This window comes from Microvirga sesbaniae (assembly GCF_025460805.1).
Lineage (GTDB): Bacteria > Pseudomonadota > Alphaproteobacteria > Rhizobiales > Beijerinckiaceae > Microvirga > Microvirga sesbaniae.
Genome location: NZ_JAMXFJ010000054.1, coordinates 1 through 22,747 on the forward strand (window position 1 = coordinate 1; position 22,747 = coordinate 22,747).

Here is a 22,747-nt window from a genome sequence, read left to right on the forward strand (position 1 = left end):
CAAGCCCGAGTACTGGCAGCGGCACGGTTGTCATGCGTTCGAAGAGTGCGAAAATCCTGACGTCAGCGGATGGGAGCTTCACCTCAAGGGCGTTGTTTCCGTTCGAAGCGGAGCGGCGGGTCGAGTTTTATAAGCTCACCCTCGCCGCGCAGTCACAGGAGGACGCCGTTGCGCATGCGGCGGGCACCATCGAGAACCTGACCGTCGTGGTCGGCGATGTAGAGATCGAGGTCAACGGCTCCGTTTACAGTATTCACGCGGACGATTCGATCATTTTCCAGGCCGACGTTCCGCACATCTACCGGAACCCCGGCCACGTAATGGCGATCATGTACCTGGTGATGACCTACGTCGAGACGGTCTGATCGTTCGATCCTACGCCCCGAGTAGGCGCTGCCGCACCCGACGGTCGGCTCCGCCTTTCAGAGAGGGCCTGTTCAGGCGCTCTTCTTCATCGGCTTGGTCTGCGAGCCCATGGCCGAGCTCATGCCAACGAGCATCATGCCGCCGCACATCATCATGCAGGGCATGCCCATCTCCATCATCCTCATCATGTTCTCGCAGCACATCTTGAACATGTCGGCGGACATGCCTTCCATCGGCATCATGGTGCAGGTCATGGAACCGTCGGCGGCCATGTCGCAGGACATGCGGCACATCATGCCCGGCATCATCCCACCCATCTGCATGGGCGACATCATGCCCCCCATCATCGGCATCATGCCTGGCATCATACCGCCCATCGGCATCTGGGGCATCATTCCACCCATCATGGGCATTTGCATCTGAGGCATCATGTTCGGCATCATGCCGCCCATCATCGGCATCATCCCCGGCATCATGTTGCCCATCATGGGCATTGCGGCTGAACTGGTCATCTGTCCGTCTCTCATCTGCTTGTCAGAACTTTGCCAGCGTTTCCGCTGCGTCGGAGACAAGAATGATCTGGGCAGGGTCCCGCAGCAACGCATCCCAACGTGGAGGCCGCTTCTTTCCTCCAATTTATTGGAAAATGGGCCAATTGCTCGCACAAACCGCCGTTTTATTGGATGCGCCTCAGCTTTAGTGGACACCCGTGCGGGACGCTCACCCAGCCTGCCAAACCCAAGTTCGTCCTGATCCTGCAGCGTCGATCCCTTCCCGGATCGATCCTTAAACCCTAGCTTGGAAGGAGTTGCTCGACCAACAGTACCGCTGCGGAGGATTGACCTGATGAGCACCACCCGTGTCTTCCTGCTCGCCTCCGCTCTGGCTCGCCTGATCGAGAGGGAGAGGCGCGGCCATCTCGTCCGACAAGGCTTCTTCCCAGATCGGTCCGACCGGAGCGCCCATGTGCAGGTTTCGGGCGATTCCGGTCACCTCATCCTGATTGCTCATCATGCGACCGGCCCGCGCGAGGAGCCGGCTGAGATCTCACGGGCTCAAGCCGAGGCGCTGCTTGAGCTCACCGCTGGACAGGCTGAGTACCTGAGCATTCCAATGACCATCGCGTCACATAGCACCACTATCCAGCGGTTCGTCACTCCGACACCGCTCGATCTGATCAGCATCACGTTCAAACAAGACAAGACGGCGCGCAAGTTCCAGCACCCGGCTTGGTTTGGTCCCGAGGTCACCAGTGAACCCGCCTATCAGGTCCGCTCTCTGGCTCTCACGGGTCTGCCCCCTGTTCCGGCGGTCGAGATCACGAATGAGGCACTCCACGGCCTGCTCGATGCCTTGGACAACCGGTCTGGTGAGCCCCAGCCGCACCCAACTGAGGTGTCGCGCGTGCCCGAGACATCCGAACCTGCGTTGGATCCAGAGGCTGAACAAGAACTCGATGGGCTCAACATCGAGGATAGCGTGATCCGGGAACTCGCCCGTTCGTTGCAGCCGCAACGGCGCTGATCGTGTCTTTAAGGCGGTTGAACTCACATCTGAGAGGATTTCTGCTCGGCCGCCTGCGGGGGCACCATTGGCGACTTGATCAGCTGCGGGTGCCTGTGTCAGGGGAGGCATGGGCCATCCGCCAATGTTGAGCGGGTGGAAGAGGGTGGGGCCTGTAGCTCAATGGTTAGAACCGGCCGCTCATAACAGTCTGGTTGGGGAGATACCAATTAATCACGCCCTTCGATCTTACGGCCCCCGTTCTCAATAACGAACAAAACGTTTGACATACAACCCGACCCATTCTAGCTAACTCGGGCCTGTCTCCGACGAGCCATGAGCAGACTGTTAATCCGCGTTCGCGCAACAAGCAGCGCTTCCCGCCGGATGCGGGATTGAGCCGCTAGCCATACAGGAGGCTAAGTATGCCCGTGATTGGCCCTTCCCGCCGAGTTTTTGTCGCCGCTTCGTTCCTGGTCGCCTCAGCGTTTGGACTTTCCAACTCCTCCCAGGCTAATGAGGAGCCCATCCGCATCGGAATCCTAGCTCCGTTCACCGGCACCGGCGGTCCCTACGGCAAAGAGATAGAGGAGGCAGCCCGCGCTGCCGCCGTGGTCATCAACGATGCGGGTGGGGTTCTGGGCCGGAAGCTCGAACTCGTGGCCGCGGATGACGAGTCGGTTCCAACCTCCGGTGTGGCAGCGGCCCGCAAGCTCATCGATGTTGACAAAGTGGTGGCTATCTCAGGCGTGTGGAGCAGCGCGGTCGTTCTGGCCGTGAAGCCAATTGCGGTTGAGAAGGGTGTGGCGCTCACGACAGTCGGATCCGCCGACGAAATCACCCAAGGCGAAAACAAGGGGCTTGTGTGGCGCTTCCAGACAAATGGCAAGGATTGGGGGGCAGCCTTCGCCAAGGCCATGGCGAAGGATGGCATCAAGACAGCTTCCATCATGGTGCTGCAAACTCCCTTCACCCTCAGCACGATCGAGCCGTTCCGTAAGGCCTTTACCGAGGCTGGTGGCACGGTACTCGACCAGGTGGCTTTCAATCCCAATCAACCCTCCTACCGCGTCGAGGTCGAGCGGATCTTCTCGAAGGAGCCTGATGCCGTCTTCGTGGCAGCCTACGTGAATGAGCTCAGCGCCATTGCGAAAGAGACATTCCGCAGTGGCTATGACAGCACCATCTATGCTTATAGCAATGCGGCCGACAGCAACGGCAAATTTGTTCAGAACGTCGGTAAGGAGGTGGCTGAGGGCATCGTCCACACCCAGCACGTTCCGATAGCGAAATCCACCGCCTATAGCCGCTATCTCAAGCAGGTCAACAAACCTGAAGGCACCGTGGCGACCTACGGCGGGCAGGTGTTCGACCAGATCGTGATGCTGGCGCTGGCCATGGAGAAGGCGAAGAGTACCAATGCTCTCGATTTTGGACGCGAGTTCCCCGGACTCGTGAATGCGGATGCTCCGTCCATCGGTGAGCCGGCCGAAGCACTGAAGGCTATTCGTGAAGGGAAGTCCTTCCGCTATTCAGGTGCAGCCTCCGATTTCCGCTTCGCACCCAACGGCGATCAGACCAACCTGACATACGGCCATTTCCGGATTGAGAATGGGGTAAGTAAGCTCGTCGGCGAGATCCGGTAGCCCATGCTCGAAGCGCGGAACGTCCGGGTCGTCTTCGGGGGCTTCCAGGCGTTGGATGGCGCTTCGGTACGACTGCCAGCCGGAGTGGTGACTGGAATCATCGGTCCGAATGGCGCCGGTAAGTCGACACTGTTCGGTGTTTTGGCCGGGGCCGTGGAGACCGCCTCGGGCGAGGTGCTGCTCGAGGGTCGGTCCGTGGCGCGACACGGTCCTGCATGGCGGGCGCGACACGGATTGACCCGTACCTTCCAGCTCTCGAGAGAACTGGCGGCTCTCAGTGTGCTGGAGAACGTGCTGCTGGCGCGCCCCAAGGCTCCAAGCGAGGGGGTGTTCAGCGCCCTGTTCTCCCGCTCGGCCATGCGGGCCGCCGAGGAAGTTGCGATTGAGAAGGCCCGCAGCCTACTGGCGCGTGTGGACCTTTGGCGTCTTGCCAATGCACCCGCGGGAGTGCTCTCGGGCGGGCAGAAGAAGCTACTTGAGCTCTGCCGTGCGCTGATGCTCGACCCGCGTATTGTGCTGCTGGACGAGCCTAGCGCTGGCGTAAACCCCACCCGCATCGGCGAGATCACCGAATTCATCCGCACCCTGCAGCAGGAGGGCATGAGCTTCGGCATGGTGGAGCACAACATGGACATGATCCGCTCCCTCTGCGATCGCGTCTACGTGCTGGCCGAGGGGAGGGTGCTCACGGAGGGGCGTTTCGACGACGTGGTCAACAATCCGCAAGTGGCCTCGGCCTATCTGGGAAGCCAGCCATGAGCGAGGACGCAACAGGCCTCGTATTGCGCGACGTCCATGCCGGCTATGGTGGCCAGCCGATATTGCATGGGGTTAGCATGACGCTTCGCAAGGGCGAGCGAAAGGTTGTCATCGGGCCGAACGGATCCGGCAAGTCGACCCTGATGAAAACCGCTGTTGGACTGTTGCGGCCTCTGTCCGGCCAGATCCTGCTGAACGGCCAGGACGTCACGGCCCTTAGAGCGTCGGAGCGAGCGCGACGGGGCCTGACCTATGTGCCACAGGAAGCCAATGTCTTCCGCAACATGTCAGTGTTGGAGAACCTGCGCATCGGTCATGAGTTCATTGCGCCACGCGGAGGTCTCGCCTTCGCCGGCCGGTTGGAGGAGGTGCTTAGATTGTTCCCGGAGATCCGCCCGAAGCTCGGTACCACAGCGGGGCATCTCAGCGGCGGGCAGCGGCAGATGGTGGCTATGGCGGCTGCACTGATGCCAGATCCGACGGTATTGGCGCTTGATGAACCATCCGCTGGTCTTTCCCCGCGCAATGCGGAACTGCTGTTTGAAATCATCCACCGCATCGCCGATTCAGGAGTCACTCTGCTGCTAATCGAACAGAACACCCGCTTGGGGCTGGGCGCGGCCGATAACGGTGTGGTGCTGGTGGCCGGGCAGGTGCGTCTGGCCGCACCCACAGCGGATATCCTGGCCAATGAGAACATACGCCGGCTCTATCTGGGAGGAGCTTGATGCTGCAACTCCTTCTCAACGGCGCTGTCACCGGCCTGCTGCTGTCGCTGCCGGCGCTCGCCCTCTCTCTATCCTTCAGTGTGCTGCGTTTCGCCAACTATGCGATCGGCTCATATCTCACCTGTGGCGCGTATCTTGTCTATCTGTTTAACGTCCTGTTCGGATGGCCTTTGTGGATCGCGGCCAGCGTCGGTGCACTTGGGCTTGCCACGCTCGTTGTCGCCATCGACTACTTGGCATACCGCCCCCTTCGCAAACGCTCGGGTGTAACGCTCCTGGTCGCTTCCATGGGAGTGGCAATCGCGCTCGAAAACCTTGTTCGGCTCTTTGCCGGCAATTCTCCGCGCAGCTTCGACGTTGCGGTCGCACGGCCTCTGCGGTTCGGCGGCCTTCGTCTTAATTACGAACAACTCACAATCCTCATCACGGTACTGACAGCGTTGGTGCTTGTGTGGATCATCTTCCGCCTGACCCGCCTCGGACGGGCCATGCGGGCGGTCGCCGACAACCCTGATCTGGCAGCCGTGCGTGGCATTAGCCGAGGGCAAGTGGTGGCCAGCGTCTGGATCATCTCGGGTGTGCTCACTGCGATCGCCGGCGTGCTGGTCGGACTCGATGCTAACATTGAGCCACAGATGGGGTGGAATTACCTGTTGCCTGTCTTCACTGCTGCCATTCTTGGTGGCATCGCAAGCCCTATGGCGGCGGTGGCTGGCGCATTGACGATCGGCATTGCCGAGGAGTTGGCGACCCTCGTCATGCCGCCACACTATCGCATGATCGTCGCCTTCCTCATCATGGCCACTTTGCTGCTGGTACGGCCATGGGGCCTGTTTGGAACGCGTTGGGTCACAAGATGACAGCCTATCTCATTGCCACTCTCACGCTTGTGGCCATTACGGCCATCACAGGATTGGCCCTCAACCTGCAATGGGGAATGGGCGGGCTGGTAAACTTCGGTTTGTTCGGCTTTTATATGCTGGGTGCGTATATATGCGGTCTGCTCACCGTGCAGGGCGTGCCACCACTCGCCTCGCTTGTAGGCGCCATGTGCAGCGTGGCGCTCCTCAGCGCGCTCGTCAGTCTGATCACCGTGCGGCTGTCTGAGGATTACCTGGCGATCGTCACGCTCGGCTTCGCGGAATGTCTACGCCTTTTCATCAGTTATGAGGAATGGCTTACCAGGGGCACGCTCGGCATTGCCGGCATTGAGCGCCCTTTCCAGGGCCTAGTACCGGCACAACTGGCGGATACGGCCCTCCTGGCCTTCACGCTTATAGCCGTGGCTCTCGTCTATGGTGCACTGCAGGCTCTAGCCTTTTCGCCGTTCGGTCGCTTGGTGCGAGCCACCCGAGAGGATCCCGCTGTGGTTGAGGCCCTAGGAAAATCCGTCCTGACGGTCCGATTCAAGGTATTCGCAGTCGGCGGAGCCATTCTCGGCCTTGCAGGAAGTCTGCACGCTTTCTACTACACGTATATTGATCCCACGCAGTTTAGCCCCATCATCACTGCCTATGCGTTCATGGCGGTTGTTATTGGCGGGCGCGGCAGCAATCGTGGTGTCTTAATCAGCACTTTCACGCTCATCCTGGTGCTGGAGGGCAGCAGGTTCCTCGTGGATTGGGTGCCTCATCTCGGTAGCAGCGAACTTGCAGCAATTCGCCTGATCCTCGTCGGAGCAGGCTTGGTCCTTCTGCTCATCATCAAGCCGGACGGTTTCGGGAAAGAGCCCCGCTCTGCGGAAGCAGAAATCCGTTCCTTTACATCAACCTGACATCCTGGAGACACCTTATGGCACGCGCACCCGTCAAAACCCGAGAGGATCTGCCTGAGCACCTGCGCGAACTCTGGGACCGCATGGTGACTTATGGCCCCTTTGAAAACCAGGCTGGCGTCATGGCCAACCGGCTGCCGATTTTTGAGCATACATGGCGGTTGCTCACACAGCTTTCGACGGAGGCCGTGCTCCCGAAGCGCTATCTCGAGTTAGCCATTGTGGCGGTCTCCCTGGTGAACCAATGCGACTTCTGCGTAGCGCAGCATGGTCCCAAGCTTGAAGTGGAGGGCATCTCGCGTGAGGGCGCGCAGACACTCCTCGACTGGCAGAACCACCCCGAGTTGACCGATCTTGATAAACTGGTGGTGGAATACTCCATTGCAGTCACCAGCAATTGGAACCGCGTCCGTGACGCGATGTTTGAGCGGCTACGGGCTCATTTCAGCGAGGCCCAGATTGTCGAACTCACTTGGCGCATCGCCTTGTGTGGTGCCTTCAACCGCTTCAACGATGTATTACAGGTTGAGGTTGTGGAAGAGCCTAGTTTATCCGGTTCTGTCCCGTCGGTCGCGTCCAATTAGGAAGCCGATTTCTCCTAGACAGGGCGTTGGTGCATGGAGGTAGGAGGGATCGGGCTGATCCGGTACGCTGTCACAAACCCCGTGCCACACCGCTCCATTATGCCCATGCCCAAGTGTGCTCGCCATTCCCGCTTCAGAGCCAAGTATCGGGTTCGAAACTGGCCTGAGTACGAGGCTGGGGTGAGGCGACGAGGCGACCTGACAATTTGGTTGGATGAGGCTGCCATTGCACTCAATGTTACACTTTGACCCCAACCGGACCTTTGTCTGGTGAGGCGGGGCTGCACCAGGCGAAGCCACGCGGTGGATCTTCTGCTGGAGCGGCTGTTCCAGCAACAGGCAGAAAGGGCCGTCAACGTTGATCCGAATACCTGGAGTGTTGTCTGCCTCGAGCTTCGTGCATCCTCAGACGGCCGGCGGGTTCAATCGCGCGAAACCTTCCTGGCGGCGGTAAGGGAAGTACGGGTAGGGTGCCGTGACAGTGCTGGCCGCATCCAGCCGCGTCAGTTGCTCAGGCGTGAGTGTCCAGCCAACGGCACCCAGGTTCTGGCGCAACTGCTCCTCGTTGCGGGCGCCGATGATGACCGACGACACCGTCGGCCGTTGCAGCAGCCAGTTGATCGCGATCTGCGGTATGGTCTTGCCCGTCTCGGTCGCGATCCCATCCAGCGCGTCCACGACCCGAAACAGGTGCTCGTCTTCGACCGGAGGACCGAAGCCTGCGGTTTCGTGCAACCGGCTGCCCTGCGGTAGCGGTTGCCCCCGCCGGATCTTCCCGGTCAGCCGTCCCCAACCGAGCGGGCTCCACACCAGGGCTCCGACTCCCTGATCAAGCCCGAGCGGCATGAGCTCCCATTCGTAGTCGCGCCCGACCAGCGAGTAGTAGACCTGGTGGGCCACGTAGCGGGGCCAGCCATGCCTGTCCGCCGCAGCGAGCGACTTCATCACCTGCCAGCCCGAGAAGTTGGAGACGCCGACATACCGCACCTTACCGGCCCGGACGAGATCGTCGAGCGTCGCCAGCACCTCCTCGACAGGCGTGCCTGCGTCGAAGGCGTGCAGTTGCAGGAGGTCGATGTAGTCGGTGCCGAGCCGGCGGAGCGCTGCCTCGCAGGCCCGGATCAGACGAGAGCGGGAGGAGCCTGCCTCGTCCGGTCCATCCCCCAGGGGCAGGCTCGTCTTGGTCGAGATCATCACCCGATCACGGCGTCCGGTGATGGCGGCGCCCAAGACCTCCTCGGAGGCTCCATGGGAATAGACGTCGGCGGTGTCGAACAGCGTGACCCCGGCCTCAACACAGATGTCGATCAGCCGGCGCGCCTCCTGTGCATCCGTTTGGCCCCAGGCACCAAAGAGAGGGCCTTGGCCGCCAAAGGTGCCGGCCCCGAAACTCAGAGCCGGAACTTTCAGGCCGGATGCCCCCAGTCGTCTGTACTCCATGTCGAACTCCTGTCGTGAACGGCGTGAACATGCCGCCGGGGAGGACATGAGCTATTTGCGGATCTTTGCGTAGGCGGTGCCTTCTACTATCATCCATAAGCAAAACTTAGAGATGGATGATGATGGATCGCTTCACGGCGATGGCCACTTTCGTGCGGGTGGCGGAATTGGGTAGCTTGTCGGCCGCCGCCCGTGAGCTCGGCCTCACCCAGCCCGCCGTGAGCCAGCAGATCACGGGCCTCGAGCGTCGTCTCCGGACGCGTCTGCTCAACCGCAGCACGCGGAAGCTGACCTTGACGGCAGCCGGGGAGACGTACCTTGCCCGCGCCCGGCAGATCCTGGATGAGGTTGCGGAGGTCGAGGACGATCTCGTCAGCCTCTCGAGCGAACTCAAAGGCAGCCTGCGGGTGCAGGCGCCCAGCGGACTGGGCCAGAGATATCTGGCTCCGCTGATCGTGGACTTCCACGGTCGGCATCCAGGTCTGACGGTCGACCTGATCCTCGACGACCACGTTGCCGATTTGATTGAGGAAGGTGTGGACGTGGCGCTGCGCCTCGGAACACCCGGATCTGCAAGTCTCGTCGCGCGCAAGCTCGGATCCGTATCCCGGATCCTCGCTGCTTCGCCGGGCTATGTCGCAGCCCATGGCAGTCCGGCAACTCCCGACGAGTTGGTGCGGCACGACCATGTCCGCTTCAGTTGGACGGCAGCGGGCGAGCATCTGACCCTGATCGGCCCTCAGGGGCCGGTGACGGTTGAGGTCAGATCAAGCTTTCGGGCCAACAACTCGTACGTTCTCCTGGAGGCCCTTCGAAAGGGCCTCGGTGTCGGCGGCGTGCAACTGCCGCTGGTTCAGGATCTGCTCACATCCGGCGAACTGGTACGAGTGATGGAAGACTATGCCTATCCCCCGCTAGACCTGCACGCGGTCTATTCGTCAAGGCGTTTCGTCCCCCGCGAGGTCCACGCTCTTGTTGATCATCTTCTTGCAGGTCTGGCGCATGTCCCTGGACTGGAGTTGCCGCCGCGCTTTACTGAGGGGTGATCGTGAGTAGGACGTCCACTTCGTTGCCTCAGACAGGAGTTGGAGTATCGGTTGTGTTTGACGTCGAACGGCTCATCAGCACATTCCTCAAGAACATGAAGTGAGCGTCCTCACACCGAAACCCACATTCCGGATTTAGATGGTAATGGGACAACCCGCCGAAAGAACGAGGACGGGAGCCTCATAGCATGCCTCGGACGAAAGAGCTTGGTCCGCTTCAGCGCTCAACTGCTTGCGTTCATTGAGCGACCGGAACGTGAATATCTGGCCCAGAGCTGAAGAAGCGCCGCGCCATTTCAGAGTGTCGGGGGGAGGAGCAAGGCAGCCGCTCTATCCGGGTGCGACATTTCCGCATAGGGCAGCCAGTCGGGGTTGCCGGTCTCACCCCGCCGATTCCCCCAGATACCACGCAGACCCGGCTCGTGGCGGGCCTTCATGTCCCAGTACATTCCCATCGCCACGTGTACCGTCTCGTCCGGCGTCACACCTATCCGGTGGTAGGCGTACTCAAAGAGCTGCCGCGACGGCTTGTAGGCTCGGGCCCGCTCGGCCGTGATGACGTAATCGAAGGGCACGCCCATGCGCGCCACGGTGCGGGTGATCAGGTCGTCGTCGGAATTGGTGAAGATGATCAGCCTATAGCGCTCGCGCAGCCGGCGCAGCGCCGCCGGGACCTCAGGGTGCGGGCCCATGGTCGTCGGCGAGGCCGCGGTCCGTTCGATCTCGTCCGCGCTCGGGCCAGAGGTTGGTGAACCAATTCCGATGAAACAGCAGTCTAAGACTAGCAGTCGCAGACTGACCAAGCGTCAGAGGGCAGCCGCTCAGCTCCCACGCCACGAGCGCTGGAAACGGCGCCTTCACTCCGCGGCTTGGTAAAAGATCTTATCCGAGGAGTGCTCTCAGCCCTCTGCCACATGGGTGTAGGTTCCGTAAATTGTTCACCGAGACTCCACGGTAGCCGCAAAGTCCGAATATCCTGATCCTGCAAAGCGGGCACACCACACTCCCCGCGTCTGACCGGTGCGGGAGAACACGGATGGGACTGCGGGCCATGCCAGATATCTTGTTGTAGACAGAGAGCTCCGTTGAGCAAACCGGGAGATCAGCGATCCGGCCAGGAGGCACCCTGCTCTCGTCTGCAGCCGGTTGAGAGGGCATTAACCATACGGGATCGATCATGCTCCTGCCGTGAGGGTGAGGCCTTCGGGAGGTTCTCATGGGTGATGACGTCGAATATATCGCCAAGGCGTTCTACGCACTGCAGGACGAAGCACGCGGGTGGGACAGGGAGCCTGAGCGTTTGAAGGAAGCCTTTCGTCGTGACGCTCGCACCGCCATTGCCATGGTCGATGCTGAAATCAAGGCACGACGTCAGGCCAGCACCCGCTCAAGCGTTTGATCCTTCACAGTATCGAAGGACGGGCTGCGCCGCGTGGATCTCCGTCCGACCCGGCAGCATGCGTGTCTAGGCTGCCTCCTGTTCGGCAAACGCCCCCGGCACATCCTTCCGAAGGCATGGACGTGGCCGGCGTCGAGCTCATCGTGTGCGAAAAGCAGAGCCTCCCGTGTCGCGAAGACATCCGCTGGCCAGATGGCCCAACAAAAGAAAAGAGCCTGATGGAGGATGATCAGGCCCTCAAGTGCTTCGGAGGGAGAACCAAAGGTTCATCAATCCAACGGCCAAGCCTCTCACAAGTTCCTGCAAGGCGGCCCTAGCGCACGCCAGACAGCCCCAAACATGCGCCCTTGGGGTTATCGCTGAAGCTTTCAAAGGACTGTTCTCGATCGGCCACAGCATCGTTAAAGGCCAAGCCAGACCGGACACGAAGACAACTCTGCACGATCGACTTTCGTCCCTTGGATGGCTCACGACGCTGACTGTTGCCGCCCGAGCATGGACACAATCTCTGGCCGGTTCTCTGCGAGCCATTCCTGGGCCTCGGATGCATCGACGACACAGGTGAGGGCATCCCAAGTGGGATCCTCCAGAGACTCCTCCCTAAGCCGGGTCGCGGCATACGTGACCAGCTGGTGCAGCCTCTCATAGCCTGACCGAGTTTCCAGGGCGTCGGCAAGCCAGACGCTGGACCAACCTTGCGCGGCAAGGTGCAGAAGGCTTTGCGGATCGGCCTCGAGAAACCACGGCGTCGCATCGAACTCGAGAGCGAATGCATTATCGGCGGTGTGGCACGAAGCCCGGATCATTGTCGGCCTCCCGGATCAGCTCTCTGGAGCGCAACTCTAACACACGCTCCCGCCTGGATAGAACAGAACGATCTGGCGACTGCAATCGCGCTGATCGCAGTTCGCCTCCAAGTTTAGGCAAACTTTCTACAGCATAATGCGACACAGAATTCCCACCGTACCTTCAGTTCCAAGCTAAAGATAGTCAGATTGGTTGAGACGTGAACTTTCTGCGTCAGGGTGAGCCGCAAGAAAATTCCTTGCCTTTGACTACGCTCCATAACATTGAGAACCCACAAGGGGACAAGATGACGGATGTATTCTGCTGATATTCTGTATGCAGGGACTGCCCGGGAGCATCGGGCGAACAAGCTCCTGGCTGCTCTGGAGCCGGAAGACTTTGCCTGTCTGGAGCCGCACCTGGAGATCGTGAGCTTGCAGCAGGGTCAGGTGCTCTGCGAGGCGGGTCAGCCCCTCTACGACGCCTACTTTCCCCACAACGTCATCATCTCGCTGATGGCTGTCATGCAGGACGGACGCACTGCCGAGATGTCCGTGTTTGGCAGCGAGGGCGTCACGGGTCTGACAGGGGCAGCGGTCACCAATCAGGCTTTCGGACACTATGTCGTGCATCTCACCGGCACGGCCTCACGGATCAAGATCGCTAAGATGCACGAGGTGATCAGCACGCGCCCCGCCATCCAGCGCCTGATGCGCCACTTCATGGAGGCTCAAATGGCGCGCGTTCTCCAGAATGTTGCCTGCAACGCCATCCATAGCGTGGAGGCGCGGTGTGCTCGCCTGATCCTGAGCACGAGCCATCGGGTTGATCAGGGGATCATCCCACTCACACACGAATTCTGGGCGGACCGGATGGGGGTCCAGCGCTCAACGATCAGTGCCATCATGAAGAAATTCCAGGCCGCTGGATTGGTCAGGCAAAGCAGGGGCGGCATCGCCCTCACAGACCCGGCTGCTCTCAGAGAGGTCTCGTGTGAGTGCTACCAGACGGTTCACGACGTATTCGTGCGCCTGCTACCCTACACTGCTGTCGTGCGCTGAAGACCCAACTCGTTGTCTGACCCACCGCGAGCTTCTTCTGCCCAGGCTATGATGCCGGGCAACTGATGGAGGCTGCGGGTCAGCTCTTGAATGACCCAGCGTCTCGCCCGGCGTTCTGAGGATCGTTTCATCACCAGCTCCTGGCGCATGCGAAGTTCAGCGACGGGGTCTGCTCGACGTATCAATGGTGACGAGGTTCCCGGTGATCGGATCGAGAATGGTCATATGGCAGTTCTCTCTCGTTCAGACACAGGACCAACGCCGTGCCCGCGGTTTCGATCAAGGGTAATTGGAGTTGTGGTTACGAGACAGTTACTGCACGGGACGCTCACATCCCCAAAGCAGATCGAGGCGGTTCATCCGCGCCCCGACTGCTTTGGAGGTGAGGGCTGATCCGCAACCCAGCGGATCAGCCAGAGCATGGTCGCGGCAATAGGGTTAACGGATCGCTAACAAGCCTCCTGGGGGCTGTACTGCGCCCTTATTTCGATCGGTTAATCATTTGGTAACCATCTCAGGCGCCGAATGAGGAGACTACGAGAGGTAAGGCTGGCACTGCTCCAGTGCCTTTCATCGTCATCGCGTATTGCTGCCTCTCGATCACGCATGTGCCTGCGTGGGTGCCGTGGCTCCTCACGGTTTCTCTGGAGAATTGCCAGCGATGAAGAAACCCAGACCAAAGCAGAAGCATATCAAGGCAAAGGCCAGGCAGGTCAGGGTGCTGGTGGTGACCTCCGGCAAAGGTGGCGTCGGCAAAACAACCTCCACGGCGGCGTTGGGCGCAGCCCTCGCTCAGAACGGGCAGAAGGTGGTGGTCGTCGACTTTGATGTCGGCTTGCGCAACCTCGACCTCGTGATGGGTGCCGAGCGGAGGGTGGTTTTTGACCTGATCAATGTCATCAAAGGCGAGGCCAGGCTCTCCCAGGCGCTCATCCGGGACAAACGCCTGGACACGCTCGCTCTCCTGCCGGCCTCGCAGAGTCGCGACAAGGACAGTTTGACCGAAGAGGGAGTCGCACGAATCGTTGCCGATCTACGCACGCAGTTCGACTGGGTTATTTGCGATAGCCCGGCTGGCATCGAGAAAGGAGCCACTCTGGCGATGCGGCACGCCGATGTCGCTGTTGTCGTGGTGAACCCGGAGGTGTCCTCAATCCGCGACGCCGATCGGATCATCGGCATGCTCGACGCCAAGACAGCCAAAGCCGAAAGCGGCCAGCGCATCGACAAGCATCTGCTTCTCACCCGCTATGATCCCATTCGTGCCAGGCGCGGCGAGATCATGAAGGTAGAGGATGTGCAGGAGATCCTGTCCATTCCGCTGCTGGGTATCGTGCCGGAGAGCGGGGAAGTGCTGCTGAGCTCGAATGTCGGAGCGCCTGTCACTCTGGGCAGTCCTGGCAGTGCACCGGCTCAGGCCTACCTTGAGGCGGCGCGGCGCCTGAAGGGAGAGGGTACCGGAATTGTTGTCTCGCGTGATAAGCCCCGCCTGTTGCACAGGCTGTTCACCCGACGAGCTGCATAGACCTATGGGCTTCTACCACAAGAGCGAGATCTGATCCTGTTTGGGAGAAGTATTTGCCCAGAAAAAATTCTCAAGCTCTGGTGATTCACGAAACGCTGAGATGAAAGTCACGTGCGGCCTTAAGGTTGACGTCAGGCACGCAAGATCTTAGGTCACTGTTATTCCCAGTTCATAGTCAGCATATGAGATGAAGCGGAACACCAAATCATTTTCGGTCGAAATCAAAAAGTCCCGCGTTCAGGGTCAGCGTCCTCACCTCCCGCCAAGGCGCCTGTTTGAGCTGACCTTGGTTGAGGCTACCGGGATTTTCCAGAAGGAAGACGCTCAAGTGATGGACGAGTCAGTTCCTGCTCCTCGCATTCTGCCGAGCATCGTCGAGCCTATTTGGGACAGCCCGGAGCCTGTCAGCCGCCAGCGTTCTTTACAGGAAGACAATCAGGAGCAGATGGAACTCGATTGGCCTGCAGCCTCATCAGAGGCCCCAGTAGAGCCACCCTTGGCTGTGCGGGTAATCGTTGGAGCGGTGTCACAGGCTGACACATCTGCCGCTAGCGAGGATAAGGCGCCCATCCACGAGTTTCAGGCAGCGCCGGGTGAACGTTCCAAGAAGGGGCGGAAGCCTCGGAGGAAGAATCCCAGAGCCGTTGAACGGGTGATGCAGCCTGAATCAGCATCACAACTGGAGCGGGTGCCAGAGCCAGTGGAACTTGAGGCTTCGATGCTGCCGCCAGCGGCAGCGATTCAGCGCAGGCGGACGAAGCGACTGGCCGAAGCCGCGCAACTTCCACGCTCTGAGCGTTGGAAGCGGCGCCTCCATCCAGCGTCTCGATAGGGTGAGCAGAAGCCGAGGCTTTGATGGGGTAGAGATGCTCCTGACGGGATCAGCATCCGCGACAGATAGCCAACCCATGTTCTCACTGCAGCCCCTTCATGAGGCATGCTGCATCGCAGATAAGCGCAATGCTGTCGATATCAGCAGCGGCTGATTTGAAGACGGCACCGCCTTTTCCTCCCGGCGCTGTCGTCTCAGCCGTTCCCTCTGGAAGGATTTGACTTTTGTCGGACCTCTACTTTGGCCGGGCCTCGAGCCCGGCTTTTTTGTGCCGGTGCTCCAAATCCAGTGCAGCGCTTTTTAGCGAAAAGCCGATGGCGGAGCATTCCAACTTTCGTTGGGCGAGTCACTGAGACGTGCTGCTCATGCTATCACATCAGGATAATGGACCCGATGGCGCAGTTCTCATCGGCAAGTCGGACGTTCTGCATTGCCGAAAACCCGCTTTGGCAAACTCCAACGTTCTCGTTGGCTGACCCACCTGTCGCGACAGCAGCAGTGTCAAAGAGGCGAGCATGTTTTGGATCACCCTCATCCGCAGATCAGCCTGGGTACTCTGACCGAGCAGCGATTACGGAAAAGGCCGCGCCGATCTGGTCGATAGATCAAGACGCGGCCTTTGGCCCGTAGTTGCCCCCACGGGAAAGCGACAGATAGGAACTCACCTCTGTGGTCGTACGGCTAGCGCCGGCATTCGTAAGCGGGTCTTTGAACCGGCTGACTGTACAAGCCATATAAAACGCAAACGCCCGCGAGCGGCGGGCGAGGGCAGTTGCTGCAATGCAGCTGATGTCAGGCAGTAGCACCCTGACGAGCAATGCTGTCGATCTGGAAACGCGCGATGCCAAGATCGGTGAGCTCGCGGTCGGAGAGCAGCGACAGCTCGCGCACGGTCTCACGATAGCGGAAGTAGGCCTGAACCTTAGCGAGAATGTAGGAAACGAACATGGGATGCTCCTGAACTTGCCGGCCATTCAGCTGCGGCCTGCGTCCCTGCCTTGCAATGCACAAATACTCCTGTGCGCCGCACAAAAGAAGGGCGAATCCGGCAGATGAGACATGCTTATACTGCATGACTAAGCCAAAGATCGGCGAGCGTCTTGCTGTCAGGGCATAGACCGGCTATCCGACGGCTGGACGATGAGCTTGCGCGCAAGATGCTGACAGGTCTCCCTCCCATGCGTGTGACGCGGGGGTGTCCCACGCGAGGATCGCCGGCCAGTTCACACAAGATTCAGGGATCCCGGCTCATCGTTCTGGCTCAAGAGAGCGCGTGAAGCCTCTGTTTGCGCCGAGATCCCCCGAGCTATCATGAGCCCTCCTCCCTCAGTCTCCGCCGCCGCGGATTGTCCGTCCATCGACAACAAGATCCCAGCGATCCCAGCCGCGGTGAGCGCCACGCCTGCCAGGGATGCAACCGTCACCGCCATTAGTCTGGCACTTCTGTCGACCGCGTTCTTTGCCATGGGCGATGTCGCTGCGAAGGTCCTGACCGGCACACTGCCTGCGATCGAGGTCACATGGCTGCGCTACGTTGTGTTCTGCTTGGTGGTCATTCCGACGGTCTTCATCTTGCGAGGGCCAAGAGCGATGCACACGCCACGCTTGCGCCTGCAGGTCATCCGGGCGCTGGCGGTTGCCGGATCGGCCGTGCTTTTCATCCTCGGCCTCGGCTACCTCCCGGTCGCTGAGGCGACGGCGATCAACTTCATCTCACCGATCTTCATCACCGCGCTGTCGATCCCGCTTTTGGGCGAGACAGTGGGTATCCGACGCTGGGCCGCGGCAGCAATGGGCTTCCTTGGCGTGATGCTTGTTGTCCAGCCTGGTGGCTCGGCCTTCCAGACGGCCGCCCTGCTGCCGATCGGCGCCGCGCTCGCCTGGGCCGTGGCCGCCATCGCCACTCGCCTGATGAGCTCTGAGAGGCCTGAGGCGACCTTGGCATGGTCAGCTATCATCGGGCTGCTCGCCCTCACCGCCTTCGTGCCGTTCCACTGGCGCACGCCTGCCGCTGGCGAGTTGGGCGTTGCCGTCTTGATGGGGGCCTGCTCGACCATGGGTCATTGGCTCATCATCCTCGCCTACCGCAAGGCTGCCGTGTCGACTATTGCCCCGTTTTCCTACACCCAACTCCTGTTTGCCGGGCTGCTCGGCTTTGCCGTCTTCGGCACTGTGCCGGGAGCCATGACGCTCGTCGGCGGGCTCGTCATCGCAGCGAGCGGTCTCTACACGGCCCACCGAGAGCGCATCAGAGCCCGGGAGGCGAGGCTTGCGGCTGCCGGGATCCGCCGGCCTTAAGGGGCTCACCAGGTTCGATGCAAGAGCTTGCCTAAGGATGCTGCTTGGGTCCGCCAGGACGTCTATGTGCCCGTAAAGCGGCGGCACCCCCTGGACGCGCAGAAGGTTGAGGCGTTGGCCTAGAGCGTGATGGAGAAGGGTCAGGAGCCCCCCATTCTCGTGCGGCCTGATGGGAAGCGGTTTGTCCTAGGAGAGGGGTTCCATCGGCTGGAGGCGTGCAAAGCTCTCGGAGAGACCACCGTTTCAGCCTACTTTGTGTAGACCCGTCGGCACTGAGGCGCGCCTCGTTTGGCCGGCGTCCTTAATCCGTCGTTAACTATACCGCCCGCATCGTCGCTGATGGGGCGAGCACGCGTGTAGGGGTGGACAAGCATCATCTTCCAACGCAGCAATGGGTGCAGATTGACCGCCTAAGGCTGCCCTGGAGGCAAATAGGTGCAAAACCGCCCTGAGCGCAGCCAGAATCAAGGCCACGATGATCAATCTGTTCGAGATGCTTCAACCAGCAACCGATATTCTGTTGGAGCTGCAATCCCTCGTCACCGCACGCGAGTTGCACCCGTGGATCGGATCAGCCGTCTTGGTGATCCTCGTGACGATCCTGGTGCCGGTGATGAGGTGGCGCAGACACGTGGCTGCCATGGAATGGCGCAGGACGTTGGCAGCCCGGGCAAGGGCCTGAGACTAGCCCTCCAGGATCAAGTGGATGATGGGAAATGCACGGCCATGATCATCCCGCTCGGATCGGCCTACCTCCCGAAATCCCATGCGCCTGTAGAAGGATCTCGCGCCCTCATTCTGCTCGTTGACGTCGGGTGCGCCGCACACTCCGGCCTTGGCGGGGATCGCTCAATCCGGTGCCTTGGCTTGGTCTGATTTTTCCCCCTCCGCAACAATTTGCAGCATTTCATCGGGTAGGGGTCTCTGAAGTTTCAGTGCCTCTTCAGCCGGAGCATTGAGCCAGACGTCATATTCCTCAGGCGTGGTCAGGATGACCGGCATCGCTTTCGGATGGATCGGTCCCACCACGCCATTCGGCTCCGATGTCAGAAATGAATAGAGCAGGTGTTCACCTTCGACAGGATCAGCCTTCGTTCCACGTACGCCGGTCCACGGCCGCCAAATGCCAGCAAATGCGGCAAGGGGACGATCCTCATTCAGAGCAAACCACACCGGAGTTTTACGAGGTTTCGTATCTTTGTACTCGCTGAAACTGGTCAATGGTACAAGCGCGCGGTACTGGGGCTTGAGCCAGGCACGCCAGAACGGGGAGCCGACATTACGCACGTTCGTCACCGGATGGTTCCCGACCTTCGGGGGAGGCGGGAAGCCCCAGCGCATCTGGATCAGCTCGCGCTCGCCACCATGATTTCTGATGACCGGCGCCATCTGGTCTGGAAAGATGGCTGGCAAAGGAGGGAGGTTGCCTGCACTATCGCGGGCTACATCGAAGGCCTGCCGCATCGAGGCCTGTGTTGCGTACGAGCTATAGAGATTGCACACGGGTGGAACCTTCCGTCTTGGCATCCGGGCGTTCGTCTCATCCTGGAGCATTTGTCTGCACCCAACGTGACAATAAGCGCTGCCCCGCGCAACCCTTCAGCGTATAATCACGGCAATCGGCAGACCGCGTTTTGATTTGCGAATCATTGCGCATGAACGGTCCGGCCCTTCACTCGTTCTCCCCATTGAATTTCAGATCTTTGACCGATGCGGCCAATCACCAACTCTGCCGATACATTGCCTCGAACCTCCGTTTTGGACCTCAGCCGCCGGATCGGGGATAAGCAGGCCGAGCCCTATCAGGCCAGGATCGCTGCATCAGTCCGAGAGGCAATTCGGCGCGGACGCTCTGGCGCGGTGCTTGCGCCCACTGGCAGCGGGAAAAGCCTTCTAGCCGCCGGTGCTGCCGAGGACGCCATCGATCTGGGTAAGCCGATCCTCGTGCTGCACCCCGACGTTTCCCTGCTGCGCCAGAACTACGCCCAGTTTCAGAGCGTTCCTGTGGTGAAAGGTGCGCAGACCGCGTTCTACGTCGCCAAGAACGAGGTCATTGGCGAACAGCCGATGGTCCGGAACTCGCTCGACGCGGATGTCATCCCCGCCACGAACATGTCCCTCGTCAACAAGCTCGATGATGAGGAATTCCTGCGCTCTCTCGATCGCTTCGGTAAAAGGGGAGGGGTGGTCCTCATCGACGAGGGCCACAAGGCCGCGGCCGAGGAACTCGCCCAGGTTCTCTCCCGCATCGCCCATGCCGGCGGCTCTGGCATTGTTCTGACCGCCACACCATTCCGGACCGATGGCAAAGACCCGCTGGACGCCTTCGGCGCCAGCATTGAGCACGACCTGATCGACGTTGCCACCTATGACGAGGTCCTGGCGACGGGCCGCACTGTCCCCACCAAGTTTGACATTGCGACCGGAGAATTTGAGGCTCATCTCGGCACCGACGCCGTCCGGCTCATCGAGAGCGCCTTCCTCGCGCTTCTGGCCGAGAACAAATCGGTCGACCAAGCCTCCCAGCAGGCGTTCTCACGATTCTTCAAGGAGGGAGCAAGCGAGGGCGACAAGGCGATCGCCGCTCTCATCGTGGCAGCCGTAACCCGGATCTGGGCCAAGTGTGCAGCCAGCGCTACCCTGGCCATGATCCATTGCGACAGCGTCGAGTTCGCTAAGGAGCTCTCTGGCTATCTGGCTCAGGAAATCCTCCCTCCCGGTCACGATAGGGAAGCGGAGAAGCCCCGTGTGGCCTTTGTCGTGGCCGGGGAAATCCGCGTCTGGCGCAACGGCGCCGAGGCAGGGTTGAAGGAGGGTGAGGAGCCCGGTCGCAAGATCAAGCGCGATGATCTCCTGGATGCTGCCCGTGCCGGCGGCTTCGACCTTCTGGTCAACGTGAATGCTCTGGGTGTTGGGACCGATGTTCCACAGACCGACCTCAATATCCTGGCCTGTCAGGAGCGATCCATCGGACCGGTGAAGCAGATCAGTGGGCGAGGAGAACGGGCTCATAAGGCGTCTGGGAAGACGCATCAAGTCTTCGTCGACGTCGGCAATTCCATCCTGCGCATCTTCAGCGACATCGACGCCATGCGCCGGAACCATCCGGAGCGCTGTCGGCGTCAGGTCCGCGGGCTGGCCGCTCCGATCCGGGAGCAGTTCGAGGCATGGTTCGACAAGGATCCCAGCCTTCGCGAGCAGATCGAGGAGCGCCAGCGGCAGATCCGTCTTCGGATGGGCGAGGGGGATAGCGAGCAGTACGATGACGCGCTCGACCCCACGATGGAGATTGGCGAGGAGGACACCCTTCCGGTGCCGAAGCCCTTTGCGGCGGGCCTTATGACGACGGGTATGCGCCGCTATGACTCCGAAACTAAAAAGTTCTCCAGCCGCGTAGCGCTGTTCTGTGACCTCAAAGAGTTTGGTCTCTACGATGAGGAGGCCGCACCGGATCTCCCGCGCTGGCTGGTTGCCACCCACGACGAACGGACAGGGGCGCAGCAGGCCTTTCTCTGCAAGACCCAGGACATTGCTCGCAAGTACGTGGCCTTCGTTGGTATCCGGCACGACGGCGACTACGAGAGCGCCAGCCCCACCGACAAGCAGCGCAGGTTCCTCACGAGCCTGCAGCAGGCGCGGCCTCTCGCACTCCCGTGGCTTACCGGATTTGCAGCACCGGCCAATGCCACCCAGATGTCGGCCGCCATCGATCTCCTGAAGGATAAGGCAGGCCTCCTCGCCCGGTTGCTCAATGTCGCTGCCGTCCGTCTGGTCGAGCGGGCAACAGGCGCTCACAGCCTGCGGCCGGACCTCCGCTCGATTGTTCTGGATCGGCCCAACCAACTCACCCCACAAAGGCGCGATCTTCTCGCCGCCTATTGCCGGCTGCGCCAGCGGTTCGCCGACCTCTACCCCTATGCGTTTGGAGGGAAGCCGACGGCTTTTTCCGTCACGACCTTCGACCCGAGCGTGCTGCCCGAAATCAAGGCCATCGTGGCGAACACGAACGTGCGATTCTTCATCATCGACAACCCTGAGAAGGAAGAGCAACTCCGCCCGAGCCTCGCCGAGGGCCTGATCAAATCCTCCATCGTTGCGGTCGGCCCGAAAGGTCCGAGCGAGCAGTGGATCCGACAAAAGGCAGGGTTCGGCCGCCATGACGATGCAGCGCGTGCGCGGGAGCAGAGTTTCCGGGACTACCTCACCGACCTCGCCGATGGACCCGTGAGCAAGGACCACACGCTGACGATTACCCTCGCACGAACCGAGTATCTCGAGATCGCGGCTGCGAAGCCCGGGAAGGAACTCATCAGAGCAATGCCTTCAGCCGTGATGAACCTCTTGCTGCTCTTGGGAGAGGAAGGTGGGGTGCCCACGCCAGGGGAGCAGGTTGAACTCATCCAGGACGCCATTCAGAAGAACCGGACAGACGTCACAGTCCCGTTCTCACTACCCCGGCTTTGTGCTCGATACGCCCAGCGACAGGTGCCAGCTCAGAAGAAGGTCCTGAAGGATCTGGAGAAGGCAGCAACCTTCAAGAAGAATCGGGATGCATACTTGCGCTCCCAGAAGCCGACATCCCTAGCTTCGTGACAGCCAGCATGCTTCAAATAGGACCCGCTGTATCGAACGAGAAAGCCCCAGCCGAGAGTGTAAGGGATCTCGGCCAGGGCCAACTCCAAGCATTAGGGCTATGGAGAATGTTCGGGCTGATACGCAACGCGCCCGTTGCAGGCAATTTGGACCGGCCAGGCTTAACAATCGGTGTAGGCCGCTAATCCCAACCTAGAGCGCTGATGGTAAGAACCCGATGGAACGTAATATCTCGGTGTTGCTAATAGGCGCTTGCGGCCCGCGCCTGTACTTGCGGCGCCGCGGAGCCTATCCTAGGCCATCGCGGCAGGGCGCTGCAGATGACCGATGAACTGGCATTTAGGCGGGAGGCCGCCGCCGAGTACGATCATGCTTTTTCGCATGTCTCAGCCCATTTCGTTCCGTTC

22 protein-coding genes are annotated in these 22,747 nt (G+C 60.5%); 16 read left to right on the plus strand and 6 right to left on the minus strand.

Translation table 11 applies throughout. The annotated features are described in order from the left end of the window. A partial coding sequence (locus OCW50_RS30320) for a cupin domain-containing protein (RefSeq protein ID WP_262300159.1) occupies positions 1–365 on the plus strand: 365 nt, incomplete at its 5' end. A gap of 72 nt (positions 366–437) precedes the next feature. On the opposite strand, the gene OCW50_RS30325 is transcribed toward OCW50_RS30320, so the two are convergent. Beyond that, positions 438–938: a hypothetical protein gene (locus tag OCW50_RS30325; protein WP_262300160.1), complete on the minus strand. Its 501-nt coding sequence runs from the start codon at positions 936–938 to the stop codon at positions 438–440. A 274-nt stretch (positions 939–1,212) separates the two neighbouring features. On the opposite strand from OCW50_RS30325, the gene OCW50_RS30330 reads away from it, so the two are divergent. The 7 genes from OCW50_RS30330 (at position 1,213) to OCW50_RS30360 (ending at position 7,360) form a co-directional block, all read left to right on the plus strand. After that, entirely contained in the window at positions 1,213–1,890 is a 678-nt protein-coding gene (locus OCW50_RS30330) for a CYTH domain-containing protein (protein ID WP_262300161.1), read from the plus strand. Between the two features lie 404 nt (positions 1,891–2,294). Beyond that, on the plus strand, positions 2,295–3,515 hold the full coding sequence (locus OCW50_RS30335) for an ABC transporter substrate-binding protein (RefSeq protein WP_262300162.1): 1,221 nt from the start codon (positions 2,295–2,297) through the stop codon (positions 3,513–3,515). Positions 3,516–3,518: 3 nt separating this feature from the next. Next, positions 3,519–4,274, plus strand: a complete 756-nt coding sequence (locus tag OCW50_RS30340; RefSeq protein WP_262300163.1) for an ABC transporter ATP-binding protein — start codon at positions 3,519–3,521, stop codon at positions 4,272–4,274. Next, positions 4,271–5,002, plus strand: coding sequence for an ABC transporter ATP-binding protein (locus tag OCW50_RS30345; RefSeq protein WP_262300164.1), 732 nt, complete (start codon positions 4,271–4,273; stop codon positions 5,000–5,002). Before OCW50_RS30340 ends, OCW50_RS30345 begins: the two co-directional genes overlap by 4 nt. Then, positions 5,002–5,862, plus strand: a complete 861-nt coding sequence (locus tag OCW50_RS30350; RefSeq protein WP_262300165.1) for a branched-chain amino acid ABC transporter permease — start codon at positions 5,002–5,004, stop codon at positions 5,860–5,862. Before OCW50_RS30345 ends, OCW50_RS30350 begins: the two co-directional genes overlap by 1 nt. Continuing rightward, positions 5,859–6,776, plus strand: a complete 918-nt coding sequence (locus OCW50_RS30355) for a branched-chain amino acid ABC transporter permease (RefSeq protein WP_262300166.1) — start codon at positions 5,859–5,861, stop codon at positions 6,774–6,776. Before OCW50_RS30350 ends, OCW50_RS30355 begins: the two co-directional genes overlap by 4 nt. Positions 6,777–6,793: 17 nt before the next feature. After that, positions 6,794–7,360: a carboxymuconolactone decarboxylase family protein gene (locus tag OCW50_RS30360; protein WP_262300167.1), complete on the plus strand. Its 567-nt coding sequence runs from the start codon at positions 6,794–6,796 to the stop codon at positions 7,358–7,360. Between the two features lie 405 nt (positions 7,361–7,765). Here OCW50_RS30360 and OCW50_RS30365 read toward each other — a convergent pair whose 3' ends face one another. Continuing rightward, positions 7,766–8,800, minus strand: coding sequence for an aldo/keto reductase (locus OCW50_RS30365; RefSeq protein ID WP_262300168.1), 1,035 nt, complete (start codon positions 8,798–8,800; stop codon positions 7,766–7,768). A 119-nt stretch (positions 8,801–8,919) separates the two neighbouring features. On the opposite strand from OCW50_RS30365, the gene OCW50_RS30370 reads away from it, so the two are divergent. Beyond that, positions 8,920–9,846, plus strand: a complete 927-nt coding sequence (locus tag OCW50_RS30370) for a LysR family transcriptional regulator (RefSeq protein ID WP_262300169.1) — start codon at positions 8,920–8,922, stop codon at positions 9,844–9,846. Between the two features lie 296 nt (positions 9,847–10,142). On the opposite strand, the gene OCW50_RS30375 is transcribed toward OCW50_RS30370, so the two are convergent. After that, on the minus strand, positions 10,143–10,538 hold the full coding sequence (locus OCW50_RS30375) for an HAD-IA family hydrolase (protein ID WP_262300170.1): 396 nt from the start codon (positions 10,536–10,538) through the stop codon (positions 10,143–10,145). Between the two features lie 524 nt (positions 10,539–11,062). Here OCW50_RS30375 and OCW50_RS30380 point away from each other — a divergent pair. Beyond that, the gene (locus OCW50_RS30380; RefSeq protein WP_262300171.1) at positions 11,063–11,245 is read left to right on the plus strand and encodes a hypothetical protein; all 183 of its coding nucleotides are present in this window, start codon (positions 11,063–11,065) and stop codon (positions 11,243–11,245) included. 467 nt (positions 11,246–11,712) lie between these two features. Here OCW50_RS30380 and OCW50_RS30385 read toward each other — a convergent pair whose 3' ends face one another. Next, the gene (locus OCW50_RS30385; RefSeq protein WP_262300172.1) at positions 11,713–12,051 is read right to left on the minus strand and encodes a hypothetical protein; all 339 of its coding nucleotides are present in this window, start codon (positions 12,049–12,051) and stop codon (positions 11,713–11,715) included. A 294-nt stretch (positions 12,052–12,345) separates the two neighbouring features. On the opposite strand from OCW50_RS30385, the gene OCW50_RS30390 reads away from it, so the two are divergent. Both OCW50_RS30390 and minD read left to right on the plus strand, forming a co-directional pair. Further along, positions 12,346–13,092 (plus strand): Crp/Fnr family transcriptional regulator, encoded by a 747-nt coding sequence (locus OCW50_RS30390; protein ID WP_262300173.1) that lies wholly within the window; start codon positions 12,346–12,348, stop codon positions 13,090–13,092. Positions 13,093–13,753: 661 nt separating this feature from the next. Next, a complete protein-coding gene (gene minD / locus OCW50_RS30395) occupies positions 13,754–14,617 on the plus strand; it encodes a septum site-determining protein MinD (RefSeq protein ID WP_262300174.1) in 864 nt (287 codons plus the stop codon). Between the two features lie 1,624 nt (positions 14,618–16,241). Here minD and OCW50_RS30400 read toward each other — a convergent pair. Then, positions 16,242–16,397: a DUF1127 domain-containing protein gene (locus OCW50_RS30400; RefSeq protein ID WP_262300175.1), complete on the minus strand. Its 156-nt coding sequence runs from the start codon at positions 16,395–16,397 to the stop codon at positions 16,242–16,244. Positions 16,398–16,760: 363 nt separating this feature from the next. Between OCW50_RS30400 and OCW50_RS30405 the strand changes: the two genes are divergently transcribed. The 3 genes from OCW50_RS30405 to OCW50_RS30415 all read left to right on the plus strand — a co-directional run bounded on the left by OCW50_RS30405 (position 16,761) and on the right by OCW50_RS30415 (position 18,429). After that, positions 16,761–17,747, plus strand: a complete 987-nt coding sequence (locus OCW50_RS30405; RefSeq protein ID WP_262300176.1) for a DMT family transporter — start codon at positions 16,761–16,763, stop codon at positions 17,745–17,747. 129 nt (positions 17,748–17,876) lie between these two features. After that, positions 17,877–18,008 (plus strand): ParB N-terminal domain-containing protein, encoded by a 132-nt coding sequence (locus tag OCW50_RS33700; RefSeq protein ID WP_262300177.1) that lies wholly within the window; start codon positions 17,877–17,879, stop codon positions 18,006–18,008. A gap of 214 nt (positions 18,009–18,222) precedes the next feature. Next, entirely contained in the window at positions 18,223–18,429 is a 207-nt protein-coding gene (locus OCW50_RS30415; protein ID WP_262300178.1) for a hypothetical protein, read from the plus strand. A 167-nt stretch (positions 18,430–18,596) separates the two neighbouring features. Here the strand turns inward: OCW50_RS30415 and OCW50_RS30425 are convergent, their stop codons facing one another. Beyond that, positions 18,597–19,250, minus strand: a complete 654-nt coding sequence (locus OCW50_RS30425) for an SOS response-associated peptidase (RefSeq protein WP_262300179.1) — start codon at positions 19,248–19,250, stop codon at positions 18,597–18,599. A gap of 207 nt (positions 19,251–19,457) precedes the next feature. Between OCW50_RS30425 and OCW50_RS30430 the strand changes: the two genes are divergently transcribed. After that, complete coding sequence (locus tag OCW50_RS30430; RefSeq protein WP_262300180.1) at positions 19,458–22,340, plus strand: DEAD/DEAH box helicase; 2,883 nt, start codon at positions 19,458–19,460, stop codon at positions 22,338–22,340. The last annotated feature ends 407 nt before the right edge of the window (positions 22,341–22,747 follow it).

Excerpts from the sequence above, each read along its gene's own strand:
- OCW50_RS30330 (WP_262300161.1), top strand. The coding sequence starts at position 1,213 with ATGAGCACCACCCGTGTCTTCCTGCTCGCCTCCGCTCTGGCTCGCCTG.
- OCW50_RS30335 (WP_262300162.1), top strand. The coding sequence starts at position 2,295 with ATGCCCGTGATTGGCCCTTCCCGCCGAGTTTTTGTCGCCGCTTCGTTC.
- OCW50_RS30340 (WP_262300163.1), top strand. The coding sequence starts at position 3,519 with ATGCTCGAAGCGCGGAACGTCCGGGTCGTCTTCGGGGGCTTCCAGGCG.
- OCW50_RS30345 (WP_262300164.1), top strand. The coding sequence starts at position 4,271 with ATGAGCGAGGACGCAACAGGCCTCGTATTGCGCGACGTCCATGCCGGC.
- OCW50_RS30350 (WP_262300165.1), top strand. The coding sequence starts at position 5,002 with ATGCTGCAACTCCTTCTCAACGGCGCTGTCACCGGCCTGCTGCTGTCG.
- OCW50_RS30355 (WP_262300166.1), top strand. The coding sequence starts at position 5,859 with ATGACAGCCTATCTCATTGCCACTCTCACGCTTGTGGCCATTACGGCC.
- OCW50_RS30360 (WP_262300167.1), top strand. The coding sequence starts at position 6,794 with ATGGCACGCGCACCCGTCAAAACCCGAGAGGATCTGCCTGAGCACCTG.
- OCW50_RS30365 (WP_262300168.1), bottom strand. The coding sequence starts at position 8,800 with ATGGAGTACAGACGACTGGGGGCATCCGGCCTGAAAGTTCCGGCTCTG.
- OCW50_RS30370 (WP_262300169.1), top strand. The coding sequence starts at position 8,920 with ATGATGGATCGCTTCACGGCGATGGCCACTTTCGTGCGGGTGGCGGAA.
- OCW50_RS30375 (WP_262300170.1), bottom strand. The coding sequence starts at position 10,538 with ATGGGCCCGCACCCTGAGGTCCCGGCGGCGCTGCGCCGGCTGCGCGAG.
- OCW50_RS30380 (WP_262300171.1), top strand. The coding sequence starts at position 11,063 with ATGGGTGATGACGTCGAATATATCGCCAAGGCGTTCTACGCACTGCAG.
- OCW50_RS30385 (WP_262300172.1), bottom strand. The coding sequence starts at position 12,051 with ATGATCCGGGCTTCGTGCCACACCGCCGATAATGCATTCGCTCTCGAG.
- OCW50_RS30390 (WP_262300173.1), top strand. The coding sequence starts at position 12,346 with ATGTATTCTGCTGATATTCTGTATGCAGGGACTGCCCGGGAGCATCGG.
- minD (WP_262300174.1), top strand. The coding sequence starts at position 13,754 with ATGAAGAAACCCAGACCAAAGCAGAAGCATATCAAGGCAAAGGCCAGG.
- OCW50_RS30400 (WP_262300175.1), bottom strand. The coding sequence starts at position 16,397 with ATGTTCGTTTCCTACATTCTCGCTAAGGTTCAGGCCTACTTCCGCTAT.
- OCW50_RS30405 (WP_262300176.1), top strand. The coding sequence starts at position 16,761 with ATGAGCCCTCCTCCCTCAGTCTCCGCCGCCGCGGATTGTCCGTCCATC.
- OCW50_RS33700 (WP_262300177.1), top strand. The coding sequence starts at position 17,877 with ATGGAGAAGGGTCAGGAGCCCCCCATTCTCGTGCGGCCTGATGGGAAG.
- OCW50_RS30415 (WP_262300178.1), top strand. The coding sequence starts at position 18,223 with ATGATCAATCTGTTCGAGATGCTTCAACCAGCAACCGATATTCTGTTG.
- OCW50_RS30430 (WP_262300180.1), top strand. The coding sequence starts at position 19,458 with ATGCGGCCAATCACCAACTCTGCCGATACATTGCCTCGAACCTCCGTT.